The sequence below is a fragment of the Enterobacter cloacae complex sp. P38RS genome (assembly GCF_014930775.1).
In the GTDB taxonomy this organism is placed as follows: domain Bacteria; phylum Pseudomonadota; class Gammaproteobacteria; order Enterobacterales; family Enterobacteriaceae; genus Enterobacter; species Enterobacter bugandensis.
Genome location: NZ_JADBRS010000015.1, coordinates 93,853 through 111,016 on the forward strand (window position 1 = coordinate 93,853; position 17,164 = coordinate 111,016).

Annotated in this window: 15 protein-coding genes and 2 pseudogenes; 8 read left to right on the top strand and 9 right to left on the bottom strand. The window is 56.0% G+C overall.

What is annotated here, in order from left to right; all coding sequences use genetic code 11:
• The first annotated feature begins 70 nt into the window (after positions 1 to 70).
• Positions 71 to 2,242 carry a YgiQ family radical SAM protein gene (locus IM303_RS17030; protein ID WP_224066003.1) on the top strand — a complete coding sequence of 724 codons (2,172 nt, stop codon included), beginning with the start codon at positions 71 to 73 and terminating at the stop codon, positions 2,240 to 2,242.
• A 73-nt stretch (positions 2,243 to 2,315) separates the two neighbouring features.
• Here the strand turns inward: IM303_RS17030 and dkgA are convergent, their stop codons facing one another.
• Complete coding sequence (dkgA, locus tag IM303_RS17035) at positions 2,316 to 3,143, bottom strand: 2,5-didehydrogluconate reductase DkgA (protein ID WP_021242117.1); 828 nt, start codon at positions 3,141 to 3,143, stop codon at positions 2,316 to 2,318.
• A 105-nt stretch (positions 3,144 to 3,248) separates the two neighbouring features.
• Positions 3,249 to 4,412, bottom strand: a complete 1,164-nt coding sequence (gene yqhD / locus IM303_RS17040; RefSeq protein ID WP_192971892.1) for an alcohol dehydrogenase — start codon at positions 4,410 to 4,412, stop codon at positions 3,249 to 3,251.
• Positions 4,413 to 4,607: 195 nt separating this feature from the next.
• Here yqhD and IM303_RS17045 point away from each other — a divergent pair, with 195 nt between their 5' ends.
• Positions 4,608 to 5,507 carry an AraC family transcriptional regulator gene (locus tag IM303_RS17045; protein WP_049138328.1) on the top strand — a complete coding sequence of 300 codons (900 nt, stop codon included), beginning with the start codon at positions 4,608 to 4,610 and terminating at the stop codon, positions 5,505 to 5,507.
• Between the two features lie 45 nt (positions 5,508 to 5,552).
• Here the strand turns inward: IM303_RS17045 and yghB are convergent, their stop codons facing one another.
• The gene (yghB, locus tag IM303_RS17050; protein WP_028014419.1) at positions 5,553 to 6,212 is read right to left on the bottom strand and encodes a DedA family general envelope maintenance protein YghB; all 660 of its coding nucleotides are present in this window, start codon (positions 6,210 to 6,212) and stop codon (positions 5,553 to 5,555) included.
• A 143-nt stretch (positions 6,213 to 6,355) separates the two neighbouring features.
• Positions 6,356 to 7,543, bottom strand: coding sequence for a cystathionine beta-lyase (gene metC / locus IM303_RS17055; RefSeq protein ID WP_049000643.1), 1,188 nt, complete (start codon positions 7,541 to 7,543; stop codon positions 6,356 to 6,358).
• Between the two features lie 251 nt (positions 7,544 to 7,794).
• On the opposite strand from metC, the gene exbB reads away from it, so the two are divergent.
• Positions 7,795 to 8,526 (top strand): tol-pal system-associated acyl-CoA thioesterase, encoded by a 732-nt coding sequence (exbB, locus tag IM303_RS17060; RefSeq protein ID WP_028014417.1) that lies wholly within the window; start codon positions 7,795 to 7,797, stop codon positions 8,524 to 8,526.
• Positions 8,527 to 8,530: 4 nt separating this feature from the next.
• The gene (gene exbD, locus IM303_RS17065) at positions 8,531 to 8,956 is read left to right on the top strand and encodes a TonB system transport protein ExbD (protein ID WP_032643392.1); all 426 of its coding nucleotides are present in this window, start codon (positions 8,531 to 8,533) and stop codon (positions 8,954 to 8,956) included.
• 42 nt (positions 8,957 to 8,998) lie between these two features.
• Here the strand turns inward: exbD and IM303_RS17070 are convergent, their stop codons facing one another.
• Together IM303_RS17070 and IM303_RS17075 are read right to left on the bottom strand one after the other, a co-directional pair.
• A complete protein-coding gene (locus tag IM303_RS17070) occupies positions 8,999 to 9,451 on the bottom strand; it encodes a cytoplasmic protein (RefSeq protein ID WP_192971889.1) in 453 nt (150 codons plus the stop codon).
• A 1-nt stretch (position 9,452) separates the two neighbouring features.
• A complete protein-coding gene (locus tag IM303_RS17075) occupies positions 9,453 to 9,857 on the bottom strand; it encodes a hypothetical protein (protein WP_041908138.1) in 405 nt (134 codons plus the stop codon).
• 103 nt (positions 9,858 to 9,960) lie between these two features.
• On the opposite strand from IM303_RS17075, the gene IM303_RS17080 reads away from it, so the two are divergent.
• On the top strand, positions 9,961 to 10,464 hold the full coding sequence (locus tag IM303_RS17080; protein ID WP_041908140.1) for an ESA_00282 family adhesion-associated protein: 504 nt from the start codon (positions 9,961 to 9,963) through the stop codon (positions 10,462 to 10,464).
• A gap of 81 nt (positions 10,465 to 10,545) precedes the next feature.
• Positions 10,546 to 11,034, top strand: coding sequence for a TIGR00645 family protein (locus IM303_RS17085; RefSeq protein ID WP_003862473.1), 489 nt, complete (start codon positions 10,546 to 10,548; stop codon positions 11,032 to 11,034).
• A gap of 70 nt (positions 11,035 to 11,104) precedes the next feature.
• On the opposite strand, the pseudogene IM303_RS17090 reads toward IM303_RS17085, so the two are convergent.
• Positions 11,105 to 12,145 (bottom strand): annotated as a pseudogene (locus tag IM303_RS17090) (aldo/keto reductase).
• A 219-nt stretch (positions 12,146 to 12,364) separates the two neighbouring features.
• Here IM303_RS17090 and IM303_RS17095 point away from each other — a divergent pair.
• A pseudogene (locus IM303_RS17095) lies at positions 12,365 to 13,913 on the top strand (methyl-accepting chemotaxis protein).
• Positions 13,914 to 13,962: 49 nt separating this feature from the next.
• On the opposite strand, the gene IM303_RS17100 reads toward IM303_RS17095, so the two are convergent.
• Together IM303_RS17100 and yghU are read right to left on the bottom strand one after the other, a co-directional pair.
• Entirely contained in the window at positions 13,963 to 14,295 is a 333-nt protein-coding gene (locus tag IM303_RS17100; protein WP_041908148.1) for a glycine zipper domain-containing protein, read from the bottom strand.
• Positions 14,296 to 14,453: 158 nt separating this feature from the next.
• The gene (yghU, locus tag IM303_RS17105; protein WP_028014407.1) at positions 14,454 to 15,320 is read right to left on the bottom strand and encodes a glutathione-dependent disulfide-bond oxidoreductase; all 867 of its coding nucleotides are present in this window, start codon (positions 15,318 to 15,320) and stop codon (positions 14,454 to 14,456) included.
• Positions 15,321 to 15,565: 245 nt separating this feature from the next.
• Here yghU and IM303_RS17110 point away from each other — a divergent pair, with 245 nt between their 5' ends.
• Positions 15,566 to 17,155, top strand: coding sequence for an ABC transporter substrate-binding protein (locus tag IM303_RS17110; protein ID WP_045260792.1), 1,590 nt, complete (start codon positions 15,566 to 15,568; stop codon positions 17,153 to 17,155).
• Positions 17,156 to 17,164: the final 9 nt, after the last annotated feature.

Below are 17,164 nucleotides of genomic sequence, written 5' to 3' on the forward strand. Positions count from 1 at the left end.
CCCCTTCATTTCCCACAATGTTCCAGCGTATAATCCCCGCCCTTTTGTCTATTTTTTCTTCGGAAGCACTATGAGCGCAATTTCCCTGATCCAGCCGGATCGTGACCTCTTCTCCTGGCCCCAGTACTGGGCGGCCTGCTTTGGACCGGCGCCGTTCCTGCCGATGTCCCGGGAAGAGATGGACCAACTGGGCTGGGACAGCTGCGATATCATTCTGGTCACGGGCGATGCCTACGTTGACCACCCGAGCTTCGGCATGGCCATCTGTGGCCGTATGCTCGAAGCGCAGGGCTTCCGCGTGGGGATCATCTCCCAGCCCGACTGGAACAGCAAAGACGACTTCATGCGTCTGGGAAAACCAAACCTGTTCTTCGGCGTGACCGCTGGCAACATGGACTCGATGATCAACCGCTATACTGCCGACCGCAAGCTGCGTCATGACGACGCCTACACGCCGGATAACGTGGCGGGCAAACGTCCGGACCGCGCGACCCTGGTTTATACCCAGCGCTGCAAAGAAGCCTGGAAAGACGTGCCGGTGATCCTCGGCGGCATCGAGGCGAGCCTGCGCCGCACCGCGCACTACGACTACTGGTCAGATACCGTGCGCCGCTCGGTGCTGGTGGACTCCAAGGCCGACATGCTGATTTACGGTAACGGCGAGCGTCCGCTGGTGGAAGTGGCGCACCGTCTGTCGCAGGGCGAGCCGGTGAGCAGCATCCGCGACGTGCGCAATACTGCGATCATGGTGAAAGAAGCGCTGCCGGGCTGGAGCGGGGTGGATTCCCGCATTATTGATATGCCGGGCAAAATCGACCCGATCCCGCACCCGTACGGTGAAGATCTGCCGTGTGCCGATAACAAGCCGGTTGAGCCGAAGAAAGCGGAAGCGAAGGCTATCGTTGTGCAGCCGCCGCGCCCGAAGCCGTGGGAAAAGACATACGTGCTGCTGCCGTCCTACGAGAAGGTGAAAGCCGACAAGGTGCTCTACGCGCACGCGTCCCGTATTCTGCACCATGAAACCAACCCGGGCTGCGCCCGCGCGCTAATGCAGAAGCACGGCGAGCGCTTCATCTGGATCAACCCACCGGCGATCCCGCTCTCCACTGAAGAGATGGACAGCGTCTTTGCGCTGCCGTACAAGCGCGTGCCACACCCGGCGTACGGCAACGCCCGTATCCCGGCGTATGAGATGATCCGCTTCTCGATCAACATCATGCGCGGCTGCTTCGGCGGCTGCTCCTTCTGCTCCATTACCGAACACGAAGGCCGTATTATCCAGAGCCGCTCTGAGGATTCGATCATCAATGAGATCGAAGCCATTCGCGACACGGTGCCGGGCTTTACCGGCGTGATCTCCGATCTCGGCGGCCCAACCGCGAACATGTATATGCTGCGCTGCAAGTCGCCGCGCGCGGAGCAGACCTGCCGTCGTCTCTCCTGTGTCTACCCGAGCATTTGCGAGCACATGGATACTAACCACGAGCCGACGATCAACCTCTACCGCCGCGCGCGCGACCTGAAGGGCATCAAAAAGATCCTCATCGCCTCCGGGGTGCGTTACGACATCGCCGTGGAAGATCCTCGCTATATCAAAGAGCTGGCGACGCACCACGTCGGCGGTTATCTGAAGATTGCGCCGGAGCACACCGAAGAAGGCCCGCTGTCGAAGATGATGAAGCCGGGCATGGGCAGCTACGATCGCTTTAAGCAGCTGTTCGACACCTACTCGAAGCAGGCGGGCAAAGAGCAGTATTTGATCCCGTACTTCATCTCCGCGCATCCTGGCACGCGCGATGAAGACATGGTGAACCTGGCGCTGTGGCTGAAGCAGCGTCGCTTCCGTCTGGATCAGGTGCAGAACTTCTATCCTTCACCGCTCGCCAACTCGACGACCATGTATTACACCGGCAAAAACCCGCTGAGTAAGATTGGCTACAAGAGTGAAGAGGTGGTGGTGCCGAAAGGGGATAAACAGCGTCGTCTGCATAAGGCGCTGCTGCGTTACCACGACCCGAAAAACTGGCCGCTGATCCGCCAGGCGCTGGAAGATATGGGCAAAAAACACCTTATTGGCTCGCGCCGCGACTGCCTGGTTCCGGCTCCTACGCTGGATGAGATGCGCGAAGCGCGTCGCCAGAACCGCAATACGCGCCCGGCGCTGACCAAACATACGCCGATTGTGCATCAGCGTTCGAACGGTAATTCCAGTGTGAAGAAACCTGTGAAGCGTAAAGCGTAAAAGAAAACCCCGGCTTGCCGGGGTTTTTTGTAGGTCGGGTAAGGCGAAGCCGCCACCCGGCGTTTTAACGCGATTACCCGCCAAACTGATCCGGGTCCGGCCCAAGCCGCTTACCTTTATCCAGCTTCGCAATTTCACCCAGCTCGTCTTTGTCCAGTCGGAAATCCCAGACGTCGAAGTTCTCGGCAATGCGCGACGGCGTGACCGATTTCGGGATCACCACCAGGCCGTTGTCCAGATGCCAGCGAATGACGATCTGCGCCGGGGTTTTGCCGTATTTATCCGCCAAGTCGCGGATAATTTTCTGGTCGAACACGCCTTCACCGCCCTGCGCCAGCGGGCTCCAGGACTCGGTCTGGATCTTGTGGGTGGCGTTCCAGGCGTGAAGCTGGCGCTGCTGCAGCAGCGGGTGCAGCTCGATCTGGTTAATCACCGGAGCGACGCCCGTTTCGTCGATCAGGCGCTGCAGGTGATGCACCTGGAAATTACAGACGCCGATGCTTTTCACCAGCCCCTCTTTCTGCAGTTCAATCATCCCTTTCCAGGCGTCAACGTAATGGTCGATGGCCGGAACCGGCCAGTGCATCAGGTACAGATCGACGAAATCAAGCTGGAGTTTCTCCAGGCTCTCCTGCAATGCTTCGCGGGGGCGCTTTTGATCGTCGTTCCACAGTTTAGTGGTGATGAACAGCTCATCGCGGGGGACGCCGGCGCTGGCCAGCGCGGTCCCCACGCCGTCCTCGTTTTTGTACGCGGCGGCGGTATCAATCGACCGATAGCCGACTTCGAGTGCTTTATGAATGGCGGAGACGACCTCGTCGTTACCGGCTTTCCATACACCTAGCCCCAGCTGGGGCATCACGTTGCCGTCCTGCAGCTTGATTACGGTTTGGTTTGCCATTTTTCCTCCTTCAGGTGCGCATCGCCGGAGGGGGACTCCGGCGATGGGGTGTGCATTAAGTCTGGACGAAATGTCAAAAAACGAAAGTCAGGATGCCAAAAACGCTTAGCGTGCCGCTTCGTAGATTCGACGGCTGACGTCCAGCGTAATGTCTCCATGCTCGCCCAGATGGGTCATGCCGTGCTCTTCGAGTTTTACCAGCAGGGCAGGGATGGAGCTGCCGTCCAGGCCGTAGCCGGACAGACGCGTTGGCACGCCCAGGCTTTCAAAGAAGTTACGGGTCGCTGCAATGGCGGCATCAATACGCGCATCGTCAGAACCCTCGGTGATGTTCCACACGCGCTCGGCGTACTGCAGCAGTTTGGCGCGCTTGGTATCCCGTTTTTCGTTCCACAGCGCAGGCAGCACAACGGCCAGCGTCTGGGCGTGGTCCAGGCCGTGCATCGCCGTCAGCTCGTGGCCCAGCATATGGGTTGCCCAGTCCTGCGGCACGCCAGCGCCGATCAGGCCGTTCAGCGCCTGCGTCGCGGCCCACATGACGTTGGCACGCACGTCGTAGTTTTCCGGCTCTTTCAGCGCTTTCGGGCCGTCTTCAATCAGCGTGAGCAGAATGCCTTCCGCGAAGCGATCCTGAATTTTGGCATTAACAGGGTAGGTCACGTACTGCTCGACGGTGTGTACAAAGGCGTCGACCACGCCGTTCGCCACCTGACGTGCGGGCAGGGTGTAGGTGTAAACCGGATCCAAAATGGCGAAGACAGGCTGAACGTGTTCGTTCATGAAGGCCTGCTTATCACCGGTAGTTTTACGGGAGATCACCGCGCCCTTGTTGGATTCAGAACCCGTCGCTGGCAGGGTCAATACGGATCCCATCGGGATCGCGCTTTTAATGTCGCTGCCGCGGGTTTCGAGGATGTGCCACGGATCGATGCCATCAGCGTAGTGCGCTGCCGCCGCGATGAATTTAGTGCCGTCCAGCACGGAGCCGCCGCCGACCGCCAGCAGGAAGGTGATGTTTTCTTCGCGGGCGATTTTCACCGCGTTCATCAGCGTTTCGTAAGACGGGTTTGGCTCAATGCCGCCGAACTCACGCACGTCCAGTCCGTCCAGAGCGCTGTAAACTTGATCCAGCACGCCGGTTTTTTTCACGCTGCCGCCACCGTAAGTGATCAGCACGCGGGCGTCAGCAGGGATCTGCGCGCGCAGGTCGGCGATAGCGTCTTTACCAAACAGAATGCGGGTTGGGGTGTGAAGATTAAAGTTGTTCATTGCTCGTTCCCTTTAGTGGGTGAAAAACCGTGGTGGCGCTGATGGCTACCTGATGCTGCTCATTGTGGCCGTCCGGGGCCAGGCTCTCAATGCACATTCCTGCCGATGTCTTGCCCATTTCTACAGAGCGCTGGAGAAACTTCGTAAAAATGCGCAGACTGTGAGGGTCGGAAACCGTACCCGGAGTAACGTAAAATGAACCGTGAAGCGATCTGCCTTCAGCTTACCTCGCAGATTAAAATGCTGATAGATAAAGAAAATAATGTTAGCGACCTGCTGCCGGACATTCGCCTGCTCTACGGCACGCAGCCCGGGACGCGCACGCCGGTGATGTACCAGCCGGGCATCGTTTTTCTCTTTTCAGGCCATAAGATTGGCTATATCAACGAGCGGGTGTTCCGCTACGACACCAATGAATATCTGCTCCTGACGGTACCTTTACCCTTCGAATGTGAAACCTTCGCGACAGAGTCGGTCCCGCTGGCGGGTATTCGCGTCAACGTCGATATTCTTCAACTGCAGGAGCTGCTGATGGAGATTGGCGAAGACGAGCTTTTCCAGCCGTCGATGGCCTCCAGCGGGATTAACTCGGCGACGTTGTCGGAAGAGATCCTCTGCGCCATTGAGCGCCTGCTGGACGTCATGGAAAGGCCGCTGGACGCGCGTATTCTCGGCAAGCAGATTATCCGCGAAATTCTTTATCACGTGCTGCTGGGGCCGGGCGGCGGGGCGTTACTCGCGCTGGTGAGCCGACAGACCCACTTCAGCCTGATCAGCCGCGTGCTCAAGCGTATTGAAAGCCAGTACACGGAGAACCTCAGCGTTGACCAGCTGGCGGCGGAAGCGAACATGAGCGTTTCGGCGTTTCACCACAACTTTAAGTCGGTGACCAGCACCTCGCCGCTGCAGTACCTCAAAACCTACCGTTTGCATAAGGCACGGATGCTGATGATTCACGACGGCATGAAGGCCAGCGCGGCGGCCATGCGCGTCGGCTATGAAAGTGCGTCGCAGTTCAGTCGGGAGTTTAAGCGCTATTTCGGCGTCACGCCGGGAGAGGATGCGTCACGTATAAGAACGATGCAGGGCGCCTGAGGTGAAACGTAGGCCGGGAAAGCGGTAGCGCCACCCGGCTTTTGTTTATGCACTGCAATACTTTTTCTTAATCACCACCGCAATGGTACCCACCAGCCCAGCAACCAGCAGGAATATTGGCAGGATCATCAGGAAGGTCATCACCTGATCTTCATGGTGCTTCACAAAGGGGATCATGTTCAGCGCGTAGCCGAGGGTGGTTACCACGCCAACCCACAGCAGGGCGCTCAGCCAGTTGAAGAACTGGAAGCGGCGGTTAGACAACCCGGAAATACCCGCCATGGTGGGCAGAAGGGTGCGAACAAACGCCAGGAAACGCCCGGCGAGCAGCGCCAGCAGGCCGTGGCGGTCAAACATGCAGGTCGCACGCTGGTGGTATTTATGCGGTAACTGCGCCAGCCAGCCCTTCACCACGCGCGTGTTCCCCAGCCAGCGGCCCTGCAGATAGCTCAGCCAGCAGCCCAGGCTCGCGGCGGAGGTAAGGATAACCATCGTTGGCGTAAAGTCCATGACGCCTTTGCCGATCAGCGCCCCGGCAAGCAAAAGCAAACTGTCACCGGGTAAAAACGAGGCTGGCAGTAATCCATTTTCCAGAAACAGCGTCGCGAACATCACGAAATAGACGACGCCTACAACGTGGGGATCCGCCAGGGCGGCAAAATCATGTTGCCAGAGCGCCGCGATAATATCTTGAATAACAGCCATGGACTTTCCTGTGGAACAGCAGAGATAACGCTATTGTACTCCCAATTTCACCTGTCGGGATTGATCGCAGGCGCAACTCATGCAGACTTTTCTGCATGCAGTGTTCACAAAAGCGTCCGGGGAGTACATTTTCAGCCCGCACTCTACACGATACGTTCAAAGCCTGCAGATAAATCCGCAATTAAATCGTCCACATTTTCTAAACCGATATGCAATCTAATGAGGGTGCCGCTGAAGTCCACTTCTCCGCCGGGGCGCAGGGCCCCGATCTGCTCCGGCTGATTCGGCAGGATCAGAGATTCAAAACCGCCCCAGGAGTAGGCCATGCTGAAGAGGGTAAAATTATCCAGATAGCTTGCCAGTTCGTCATTACTCAGCCGTTTTTTAAGCACAAACGAGAACAGCCCGCTGCTGCCCGTAAAGTCACGTTGCCAGAACTCATGGCCTTTACTACCCGGAAGCGCCGGATGGTTCACGCGCTCAACCTGCGGATGCTGCGCCAGCCATTCAGCGATTTTCAGGCTACTTTCATGATGCTGACGCAGACGCACGCCGAGCGTACGAATGCCCCGGCTGGTCATGTATGCCGTGTCTGCATCCACCATCTGGCCCATCAGGTAGGCATTTTCCCGCAGCTGGTCCCAGCAGCGCGCGTTGGAAACCGCGGTGCCAATCATCCCGTCAGAGTGCCCAATCAGGTATTTCGTTGCCGCCTGAATCGAGATATCAATATCGAATTCCAGCGCCTTAAACAGCACACCTGCCGCCCAGGTGTTGTCGATCATGATAATCGCCTCTGGCGCTTTGCTGCGCACGGCCTTCACGATAGCCGGAACGTCGTGCACTTCCATGGTGATGGAGCCGGGAGATTCCAGGAACACAATGCGCGTGTTTGGCTGGATAAGTTCAGCAATGCCTTCACCAATCAGCGGGTCAAACCAGCTGGTGGTCACGCCGAGCTTGCTGAGAATTTTGGTGCAGAAATCCTGGCTGGGTTCATAGGCGGTGTTGGTCATCAGGATATGGTCGCCCTGTTCGACAAACGCCAGAATGGTGTTGGCGACCGCCGCCGCACCGCACGGGAACAACGCGCAGCCCGCGCCCCCCTCCAGCTCGCACATCGCTTCCTGCAGCGAAAAATGGGTTAGCGTTCCGCGGCGACCGTAGAACAGCCCACCTTTTGCGCGGTTACGCGTGGCGATTTTTTTCTCCTCAACGGTATCAAACACCAGCGAGGAGGCGCGTTGAATCACGCTGTTGACCGATCCCTGAGTGTATTTCTTGCTGCGTCCCGCCTGCACCAGCGTGGTATCAAGATGCTTCTTGGTCATGTTCGCTAACCCTGTTTTTATACGTCTGGACGTCCAGACTACCACGATTGTAAAAAACTGCACCCGCATGCTTATCGAATAAGCAGAAAATATTAGCAAAAAAGCGCATAAGAAATTTTTACTGCGTAAGCGCAAGGAAACTGAGCGAAAATTACGGCACCATGTAAATACTAATGAGAACGACTATCAATTCGACGGCTTTTTGATATTATTACGTTCAGATTTTGTGATTTGCGTCCTGGAGATACAGAGTGGGTAATAATTTGATGCAGACGGATCTCTCCGTTTGGGGCATGTATCATCATGCTGACATCGTGGTTAAGATTGTGATGATCGGCCTGATTCTGGCGTCCGTTGTCACCTGGGCTATCTTCTTCAGCAAAAGCGCCGAGCTGCTTTCGCAGAAGCGTCGCCTCAAGCGGGAACAGCAGCAGCTGGCAGAAGCCCGCTCTCTGGATCAGGCTTCTGAGATGACCTCATCCTTCCACCCGAAAAGCCTGACCACCCTGTTAGTGAATGAAGCTCAGAACGAGCTGGAACTCTCCGCCGGCAGTGAAGATAACGAAGGTATTAAAGAGCGTACCGGTTTCCGTCTGGAGCGTCGCGTTGCGGCCGTTGGCCGACACATGGGACGCGGCAATGGGTATCTGGCGACCATCGGCGCGATTTCACCGTTCATCGGTCTTTTCGGTACGGTCTGGGGCATCATGAACAGCTTTATCGGCATTGCTCAGACCCAAACCACCAACCTGGCGGTAGTGGCCCCGGGTATCGCGGAAGCGCTGCTAGCGACGGCAATCGGTCTGGTCGCGGCAATTCCGGCGGTGGTTATCTACAACATTTTCGCGCGTATGATCGGCAACTACAAAGCCACGCTCGGCGACGTTGCCGCTCAGGTTCTGCTGCTGCAAAGCCGCGATCTCGACCTGAATGCCAGCGCCGTGAAGCCGGTGCATGCGGCGTCTAAACTGCGCGTAGGTTGATTGTATGGCAATGCGTCTAAACGAAAATCTGGACGATAACGGCGAAATGCACGAAATCAACGTGACGCCGTTTATCGACGTCATGCTGGTGCTGCTGATTATCTTCATGGTGGCAGCACCCCTGGCGACGGTCGACGTGAAGGTGAATCTGCCTGCCTCCTCCAGCCAGCCGCAGCCGCGTCCGGAAAAGCCAATTTATTTGTCGGTGAAAGCGGATAAATCCATGTTCTTGGGGAACGACCCTGTGACGGATGCCTCCGTTATTCCGGCGCTGGACCAGCTGACCGGCGGCAAGAAGGACACCACCGTCTTCTTCCGGGCGGACAAAACCGTCGACTATGAAACCATGATGAAGGTAATGGACACGCTGCATCAGGCGGGTTATCTGAAGATTGGGCTGGTCGGGGAAGAGAAAGCGGCCTCGAAGTGATAAAGAAGCTGGCGAAAGCCGGCTTTTTTTATGCCTGTCGGTTTATGCGTTTTTGCTGTCCGTCGGTGCGGTAGAGGGGGTGGTGGTCAGCGCGTCCTCATCGAGCGCAACGCAGGTGACGTTTGACGTACGGTACTCACCGGCTGACAGTTTGCGCGTCAGGCGCAGGGTGGCGACTTCTCTGGCAAGCAGATACTGATAGTTGGCCTCAAGACGTCCCAGCAGTTTCTCTTTCAGTTCTGGAAGCTGCTCGATGATGGCGTTCATCACGGCGCCGTAAATTTCTTCTTTAACCTGTAACGGATAAATCTCGCGGCGATTCTGCCATTTCAGACGCACCAGCGTTGCCGGGATCGATACCAGGTCTTGTGTAATACGCGTCATCTCGGCATTTTTTGCATTTCTTAGCGCCTCGATATTTTGCTTTAAGATAAATTCATCACTTTTTTTATCATCTAAAGTCAAATAAACGTTATTGTCTTTAACTTCTTTCACGTTAATCTTCCCCCAGGGTATAAAAAATAGGGTTGTTTTTTTCTCGCGTAATTAGATTAAGCCAAATTTCATTGCCGGCCTCATTTATTTCCTTCGTTTTTTCAGCCATTATTTGACTTAGTTTCTGGGCATCTATTTCGCCTTCTGCCTGCAGGTCATTCAGCAGGTGGACGAACGCTTCAATTTTTATAGCGCGAAATAAGCGGTCTTTTATATGGCGATCGTGCTCTTCCAGCAGCATATTACGGGATTTGCCAGTGTGAGAAACGCCAATTAATATATCAGGCTCGAAATCAGAGAGCTTTCTTTTCCCTTGAGTGAAACTGGCCTTTTTTTCTTCTTCCGTCGGTTGCTGTTCCACAGGCGTAATGTGGTACTTAGCCGGGACGAGATAGTCGGGCAGCATTTTTAATTTCCTTTAGTTTCAACAGGGTGGGGTTGGTAAAGGCGTGAGATTCGTTGACAATATCATGAGGCAATTTTAAAATCAAAAAAAATGGAGCCAACCCATGAACAGCATCTTTTTTACGGTCATCACATTACTATTACTGACCGCTGGTGTGCTTTTATTGATGCAGGAGTTCAATAAAACGAAAGTGTCGAAAGACACCAGTGAACCGCCACAACCTGAACTGATGACAAAAGAGGAAGGAGAAGATCATTTCTCTGTTTTGATGAACTCCGTTACGCCTGTCTGGTACTGGCGGGTGAATCATGAATATATCGACTTCTTACACGCGACAATTAAGCGCATGAAAATGTCGGAAATTAATGACACGCCCGGTCTGTTTGAGGCGCAGCGTCGCTGTAGCGATCTGAATTCAGCGGTTTATAAATATTACGACAACATCAAAAAGCGCTGTCTTAACGGTGAGAAGGTCTCGTATTCAGACCTGGACGTATTAAACCTTCGCCAGTGTTTTCGCGAGTTTAGCCTGGAAGCCTACCCGGAGCTGGTGGTGCTGGTCTGGCCGGAGTATGCGCGTCCTGAGGTTAACCCGGACGACGTCTGAGTGGCGTACTGGTTAGTTCTTGCAAACAGTCAGCGCCGTTGAGATATACTGAGCGCTGGTTTCGTTTGCAGACAGGATTTTATGGAACGCTTCTTTGAAAACGCAATGTATGCCTCTCGCTGGCTGCTCGCACCCGTCTATTTCGGTCTTTCCCTGGCGCTGGTCGCCCTGACGATCAAGTTCTTCCAGGAGATTTTCCACGTATTGCCTAACATTTTCTCCGTGGCGGAAGCTGATTTAATTCTGGTTCTGCTGTCGCTGGTGGATATGACGCTGGTGGGCGGCTTACTGGTGATGGTGATGTTTTCCGGTTATGAGAACTTCGTCTCTCAGCTTGATATCGCCGAGCATAAAGAAAAGCTCAGCTGGCTGGGGAAAATGGACGCCTCGTCGCTGAAGAATAAAGTTGCGGCATCTATAGTGGCAATCTCCTCTATCCACCTGTTACGCGTGTTTATGGACGCGAAAAACGTCCCGGATAATAAGCTGATGTGGTATGTGATTATCCACCTGACGTTTGTGCTGTCGGCGTTTGTGATGGGGTATCTGGATAAGATCAGTAAGAAATAAGGTACACATTTCTCCCCTCACCCTAACCCTCTCCCGGGGAGAGGGTTAGGGGAGAAAGCATCGAACCACACTATTTATCCGACGACGCCTGCCACAAATTCAGTTCCCCGTCCGCCACGTGCTGGTCAATCCGCGTCAGTTCATCTTCCGTAAAGCGCAGATTACCCAGCGCCTGAACGTTCTCCTCCAGCTGTTCCGGGCGGCTCGCGCCAATCAGCACTGACGTCACGCGAGCATCTTTCAGCAGCCAGCTCAACGCCATCTGCGCCATTGTCTGCCCGCGCGCCTGCGCCATCTCATTAAGCAGACGAAGACTGTTCAGGTTAGCTTCCGTCAGCATTTTCTGCGTCAGGCCGCGCACTTTGTTCCCCTCGCGCTGCATGCGAGAACCTTCCGGAATACCGTTCAGGTATTTTCCGGTCAGCAGACCCTGCGCCAGCGGGGTAAAGGCAATACACCCCGTGCCGTTTGCTTCCAGCGTATCCAGCAAGCCGGTCTTATCGACCCAGCGGTTAAGCAGGTTATAGGACGGCTAGTGGATCAGCAGCGGGATCTTCCACTCGTGCAGCAGCGCGGCCATTTTTTGTGTGCGCTCGGTAGAGTAGGAGGAAATGCCCACGTACAGCGCTTTCCCACTCTGAACAGCATGAGCCAGCGCGGAGGCCGTCTCTTCCATTGGCGTATTTTCATCCACGCGGTGGGAATAGAAAATATCCACGTATTCGACGCCCATACGTTTCAGGCTCTGGTCGAGACTGGCGAGCAGATACTTGCGTGAGCCGCCTGAACCGTACGGGCCTGGCCACATGTCGTAACCGGCTTTAGTGGAGATAATCAGCTCGTCGCGATACCGGGCAAAGTCCTCACGCAGCAGGCGGCCAAAGTTCTCTTCCGCGCTTCCCGCAGGCGGGCCGTAGTTGTTGGCAAGATCGAAATGGGTAATCCCGAGATCGAAGGCTTTACGCAGCAGCGCGCGCTGGGAGTCAAGGGGCTGAACGTGGCCGAAGCTATGCCACAGGCCCAGCGACAGCGCGGGCAGGCGCAGGCCGCTCTTGCCACAGTAGCGGTACTGCATATTCTCGTAGCGGGTAGCGTCAGGGTACCAGGACATGATGTCTCCTTTTCTTATAGATGATTTTTTGAAACGTCGTTTTCATTCTGAACTTATCACATCATGTCGTGCGAAGATAAGGGTTAACGGTGGCTGTGCGACCTGTGAAGCCACGCTAACTAAAAATAATCACAAAAGGTTATAATTTCCCTGCACCCTGCCGATAACGAGAGTAGCACTCGCCTCTGGGCGAATTCACCCTCACGGCAAGGAAGACTTATGAATATGCTCCGTAATTTCACGATCCGTTTCGTCATGCTGACGATCCTCGGGATTTTTTGTTTAATGTGGGCGGGCGTCGGGCTGTACAGCACCTGGTCCCTGTCACGGGTATCAGACGGCAATGAAGTCGATCGCCAGCTGGTTAAACAGATGATGGTGCTCAGCCAGGGCAACGATCAGTATTTCCGCTTTGTGACCCGTCTGAGCCGCGCCATGGAGGTCAAAGCCGCTGGCGGCACGCCGGATTTGGTCCTCTGCCCAACAGGCGCTGGACAACATGGGTAAGAAACTGGCCGAAATGAAGGCGATCTCGCCTGGCCCAATGGATGAGCAGGTCTCTGCGCAGGTGATCGGTACCTGGCAGGCGCTGCTTGAACAGGGCGTGACGCCGCAAATGGAGCAGGCGAAGCAGGCGACCCTGGACGGCTACCGCCAGCAGGCCAACAACGTTACGCCGCCGCTAAGCCGTGCGTTCGGTGCCGCCGCCGAGAAGTTCAATAATGCCGCCGCGAAGACGCTCGACAGCACCCGCATGGTGGTCGACGGCCTGACCAGCATGACCCGCACGGTTATTATCGTCGCCACCATTATCGGCCTGCTGATCCTGCTCTTTACCGACCGCTACCTGGTGGCGATGCTGGTCAAACCGCTGGAGCGCATTCGCCAGCAGTTCCGCCAGATTGCCCAGGGCGATCTCAGCCAGCCCATTGCGCCTTTCGGCCGCAACTGCGTGGGACAGCTGGTGCCGCTGCTGAGCGCCATGCAGGACAGCCTGCGTGAAGCGGTCAGCACCATTCGCTCCGGCAGTGAGAATATCTGGCGCGGTGCGACGGAGATCTCCAGCGGCAACAACGATCTCTCTTCCCGTACCGAAGAGCAGGCTGCCGCGCTGGAAGAGACGGCGGCCAGCATGGAACAGCTGACCGCTACCGTGAAGCTGAACGCCGAAAGCGCGCGTCAGGCCAGCCAGCTTGCCGATGTGGCCTCAACCACCGCCAGCCGCGGCGGCTCGCTGGTGGAAGAGGTGGTCACCACCATGAGCGGTATTTCGGAAAGCTCGAAGAAAATTGCTGAAATCACCAACGTCATCAACAGCATTGCCTTCCAGACCAATATTCTGGCGCTCAATGCGGCCGTAGAAGCGGCGCGCGCGGGCGAGCAGGGGCGTGGGTTCGCCGTGGTAGCGGGTGAAGTCCGCAACCTGGCAAGCCGCAGCGCCAATGCGGCAAAAGAAATTGAGGGTCTGATTACCGATTCCGTGACCCGCGTAGAGCAGGGTGCGCAGCTGGTGAGCGACACGGGCACCACCATGGATGCGATTTTGCGCGACGTGACGGAGGTGACGACCATTATGAAGCAAATCGCGTCGGCTTCTGAGGAGCAAAGTAAGGGCATTTCGCAGGTCGGGATTGCCATTACGCAGATGGACGGCGTCACCCAGCAGAACGCCTCGCTGGTCGAAGAGGTTTCCGCGGCAGCCGCGGCGCTGGAACGCCAGACCGAAGAGCTTCAACGCTCGGTGCAGAAGTTCCGCCTGACGGCATAACACAACAGGCCGCCTGATGCGGCCTTACTTCTTTCTTTTCCCGATGCTGTTAGTGCGTCGCTTCACCAATCAGCGCGCCCGTGCCGGCACCCACGGCCGCGCCTTTCAGCACGCTATTGCCCGTCACCGCAGCCGCGCCCGCGCCAACGACGGCACCCACGGCACCGCCCTTACGTGCGTCTTTGCCTTTTTCGCCGTTTTTGAACATTGCCCCCGTGCCTGCGCCAACCACGGCACCGCCCACGGTTGATTTCAGATCTTTGCCCGTGGCAGCGCCAATAGCAGCACCTGCTACCGCGCCGGCGGCGGTTTTGTCGATGGCCATTCCCGAGGTGGAAAAAATGAGGGCGCTGATAACCAGCGTTGTTTTAATAAGTTTCATAACAGATCCTTTGTGACTGCTGTCAGTTGATACGGCGTTTCTCATTCTGAGGTGAGAAAAACGTCCAGATAGTGCCAGCAATAGCCACTCAACCTTTAGGCTAATCATGCCCTGGGCAAGGATCGCGGCTGCCGGGCGGGGAGCCGCCCGGCGAAACGTTACGCCTGACGCTTGTCTTCCGTATTGGTATCGAAGTCGCTCGCCGCGTGGCGTTCGTGGAGCTGCTCGTTCAGCTCGCCGCTGGTGCGGTTAACGATGCGACCGCGCTTAACCGCATGGCGGTTCGCCACGTCCTTCGCCCAGCGCTGGACGTTGGTGTACTTCTCCGCGTCCAGGAACTCGGCGGCGTTATAGACGCTGCCCAGCGCCACGCAGCCGAACCAAGGCCAGATCGCCATATCCGCGATGGTGTACTCCTCACCCGCCACGTAGCGACCGCGCGCCAGCTGTTTATCCAGCACGTCGAACAGGCGCTTAGCTTCCATGGTGAAGCGGTCAATCGCGTACTCGATTTTTACCGGCGCATAGTTGTAGAAGTGGCCAAAGCCGCCGCCGAGGAACGGTGCCGCGCCCTGGAGCCAAAACAGCCAGTTCAGCGTCTCGGTGCGTCCCGCCGGATCTTTCGGCAGGAAGTGGCCGAATTTCTCCGCCAGATAGAGCAGGATATTGCCGGATTCAAAGACGCGCGTTGGCGGGTTCGTGGAGTGGTCACGCAGCGCCGGTATTTTCGAGTTCGGGTTCACGTCTACAAACCCGCTGGAGAACTGGTCGCCCTCGCCGATGCGGATCAACCACGCATCGTATTCCGCGCCCGTCACGCCCAGCGCCAGCAGCTCTTCGAGCATGATCGTCACCTTCTGGCCGTTCGGTGTGCCCAGCGAGTAGAGCTGCAGCGGGTGAGAGCCGACAGGAAGATCTTTCTCATGCGTTGCGCCGGAAATTGGACGGTTGATGTTGGCGAACGCGCCGCCGCCGTTCTTTTTCCATTCCCACACTTTGGGTGGCTGATACGTGTTGTCTGACATGTTGGCCTGCCTTTTTAGTGATGTGTTGAGGCAGTGTAGCAGGAGATTTGTGAAGCGTTTAACGTTGTGAGCGCAAGCAATTAACCGCTATTCCTTCTGCTGCTTATATATATCAAATCCGGCATAAGCTTAATCGAAAATCGCATTTTCATAATTAATGCGTAAACCACTAAAGCTGAATATGATGCTTCAACATAAATAAAAGATGCAGTAATAAACACTTTATAAGGCAAGGAGTTAGTGAGATGCGCAAGCTTCTGTTATCGGCAGTGGTCGTTTCGCTCGCGTTAGGCCTGGCGGGCTGTGATGATGCGAAAAATAAAGAGACAAATTCGGCCGCGGCGGCAAAAAGCGACGCGCCAAAAGAGGGCGGTTCGCTCATTATCGGGATTACCTCCGGCGACCCGTTAGCCGTTAATCCGCTCTACGCCAGCGACCGCACAACGTTAACCATCATGCAGGCGCTTTATGCCCCGCTGTACAGCTTTAATAACGGCAACATTGAGTGGGGCCTGGCGGAAAGCCTGACGCCCTCTGCCGACAACCTGAGCTACACTCTGACGTTAAAACCGAACCTGAAATGGCAGGACGGCCAGCCGCTGACGGCGGACGACGTGGTCTTCACCTTCAATAAGCTGCTGGATGCCAAACAGCACAGCTTCTTCCGCAGCATGTTTACCTACGGCGGCAAGCCTGTTGAAGTGAGCAAGGTTGATGAGCGCACCGTTAAGTTCACCTTACCGCAGGTCAGCGCGGCCTTTACCGGCACCCTGGTGCAGATCTACCCGATCCCGCAGCACGTGTTCGCCGGTGAAGGCGACCTGGAAAAGAGCACCAAAAACGATGCGCCGGTCGGTTCCGGGCCGTTCAAATTTAAAGAGTATCGCGCCGGTCAGTATTACGCCCTTACGCGCTTCGACGATTACTGGAACGGCAAACCGAAGCTCGATTCCGTCACCTACCGTTTCGCCAAAGACAGCAACGCCGCCAACCTGGCGCTGCAAAACGGTGAAATCAACCTCAAGATGGTTGACCCGCAGGATGTGAACCGCCTGAAAAATACCGGGAAATTTGACTTCGTGGTCTATCCGGAAGGCCGTCTGGCCTATATGACGTTCAACCAGAACGTGGCGGTGATGAAGAGCAAAGCGCTGCGTCAGGCCATCGCGTACGCCATCAACAAAGACGAGCTAACCCAGACCGCGTTTACCTCGCTGGACTACGCTAAACCGGCAACCTCGTTCCTGACGCCAGATACGCTTTACAAGACGGATGACGTTGAACAGTACAAATTCGATCTGCAAAAAGCCAAAGACCTGCTCAAGACGTCCGGCGCGCCGGACAACCTCAAGCTGCGCCTGGCGTATGTGAACACCAACAAAACCCAGGAGAGCATGGCGCTCTACATTCAGCAGGCGCTGAAGGGCATTGGGGTGAACGTGGAGCTGATGCCGCTGGACTCCAACGCCATGTCTCAGCGCAGTCTTGATATGAACAACACCGCGTGGGAACTGAACCTGGGCGGCTACATTATGGGAGCAGAGCCGGACGGTTACAAATCGCTGTTCATGAGCAACGAAGCCTATAACTACGCGCACTACAAAAATCCGCAGTTTGATGCCCTGTGGGATAAAGGTGCGGTGGAAACCGACGCCGCGAAACGTGCCGATATCTACAAGCAAATTCAGCAGACCGTGGCGAACGAGATGACCTACTACCCGATCGCCTACACCAATGCGACCGTCGCCGTGGATAAACGCTTCGGCGGCACGAAGGAAGCGGAGCCGAAGCCGGTTTATCTGTTCCAGGATCTGTCAAAAATTTATCAAAAATAGGCTGTTGCC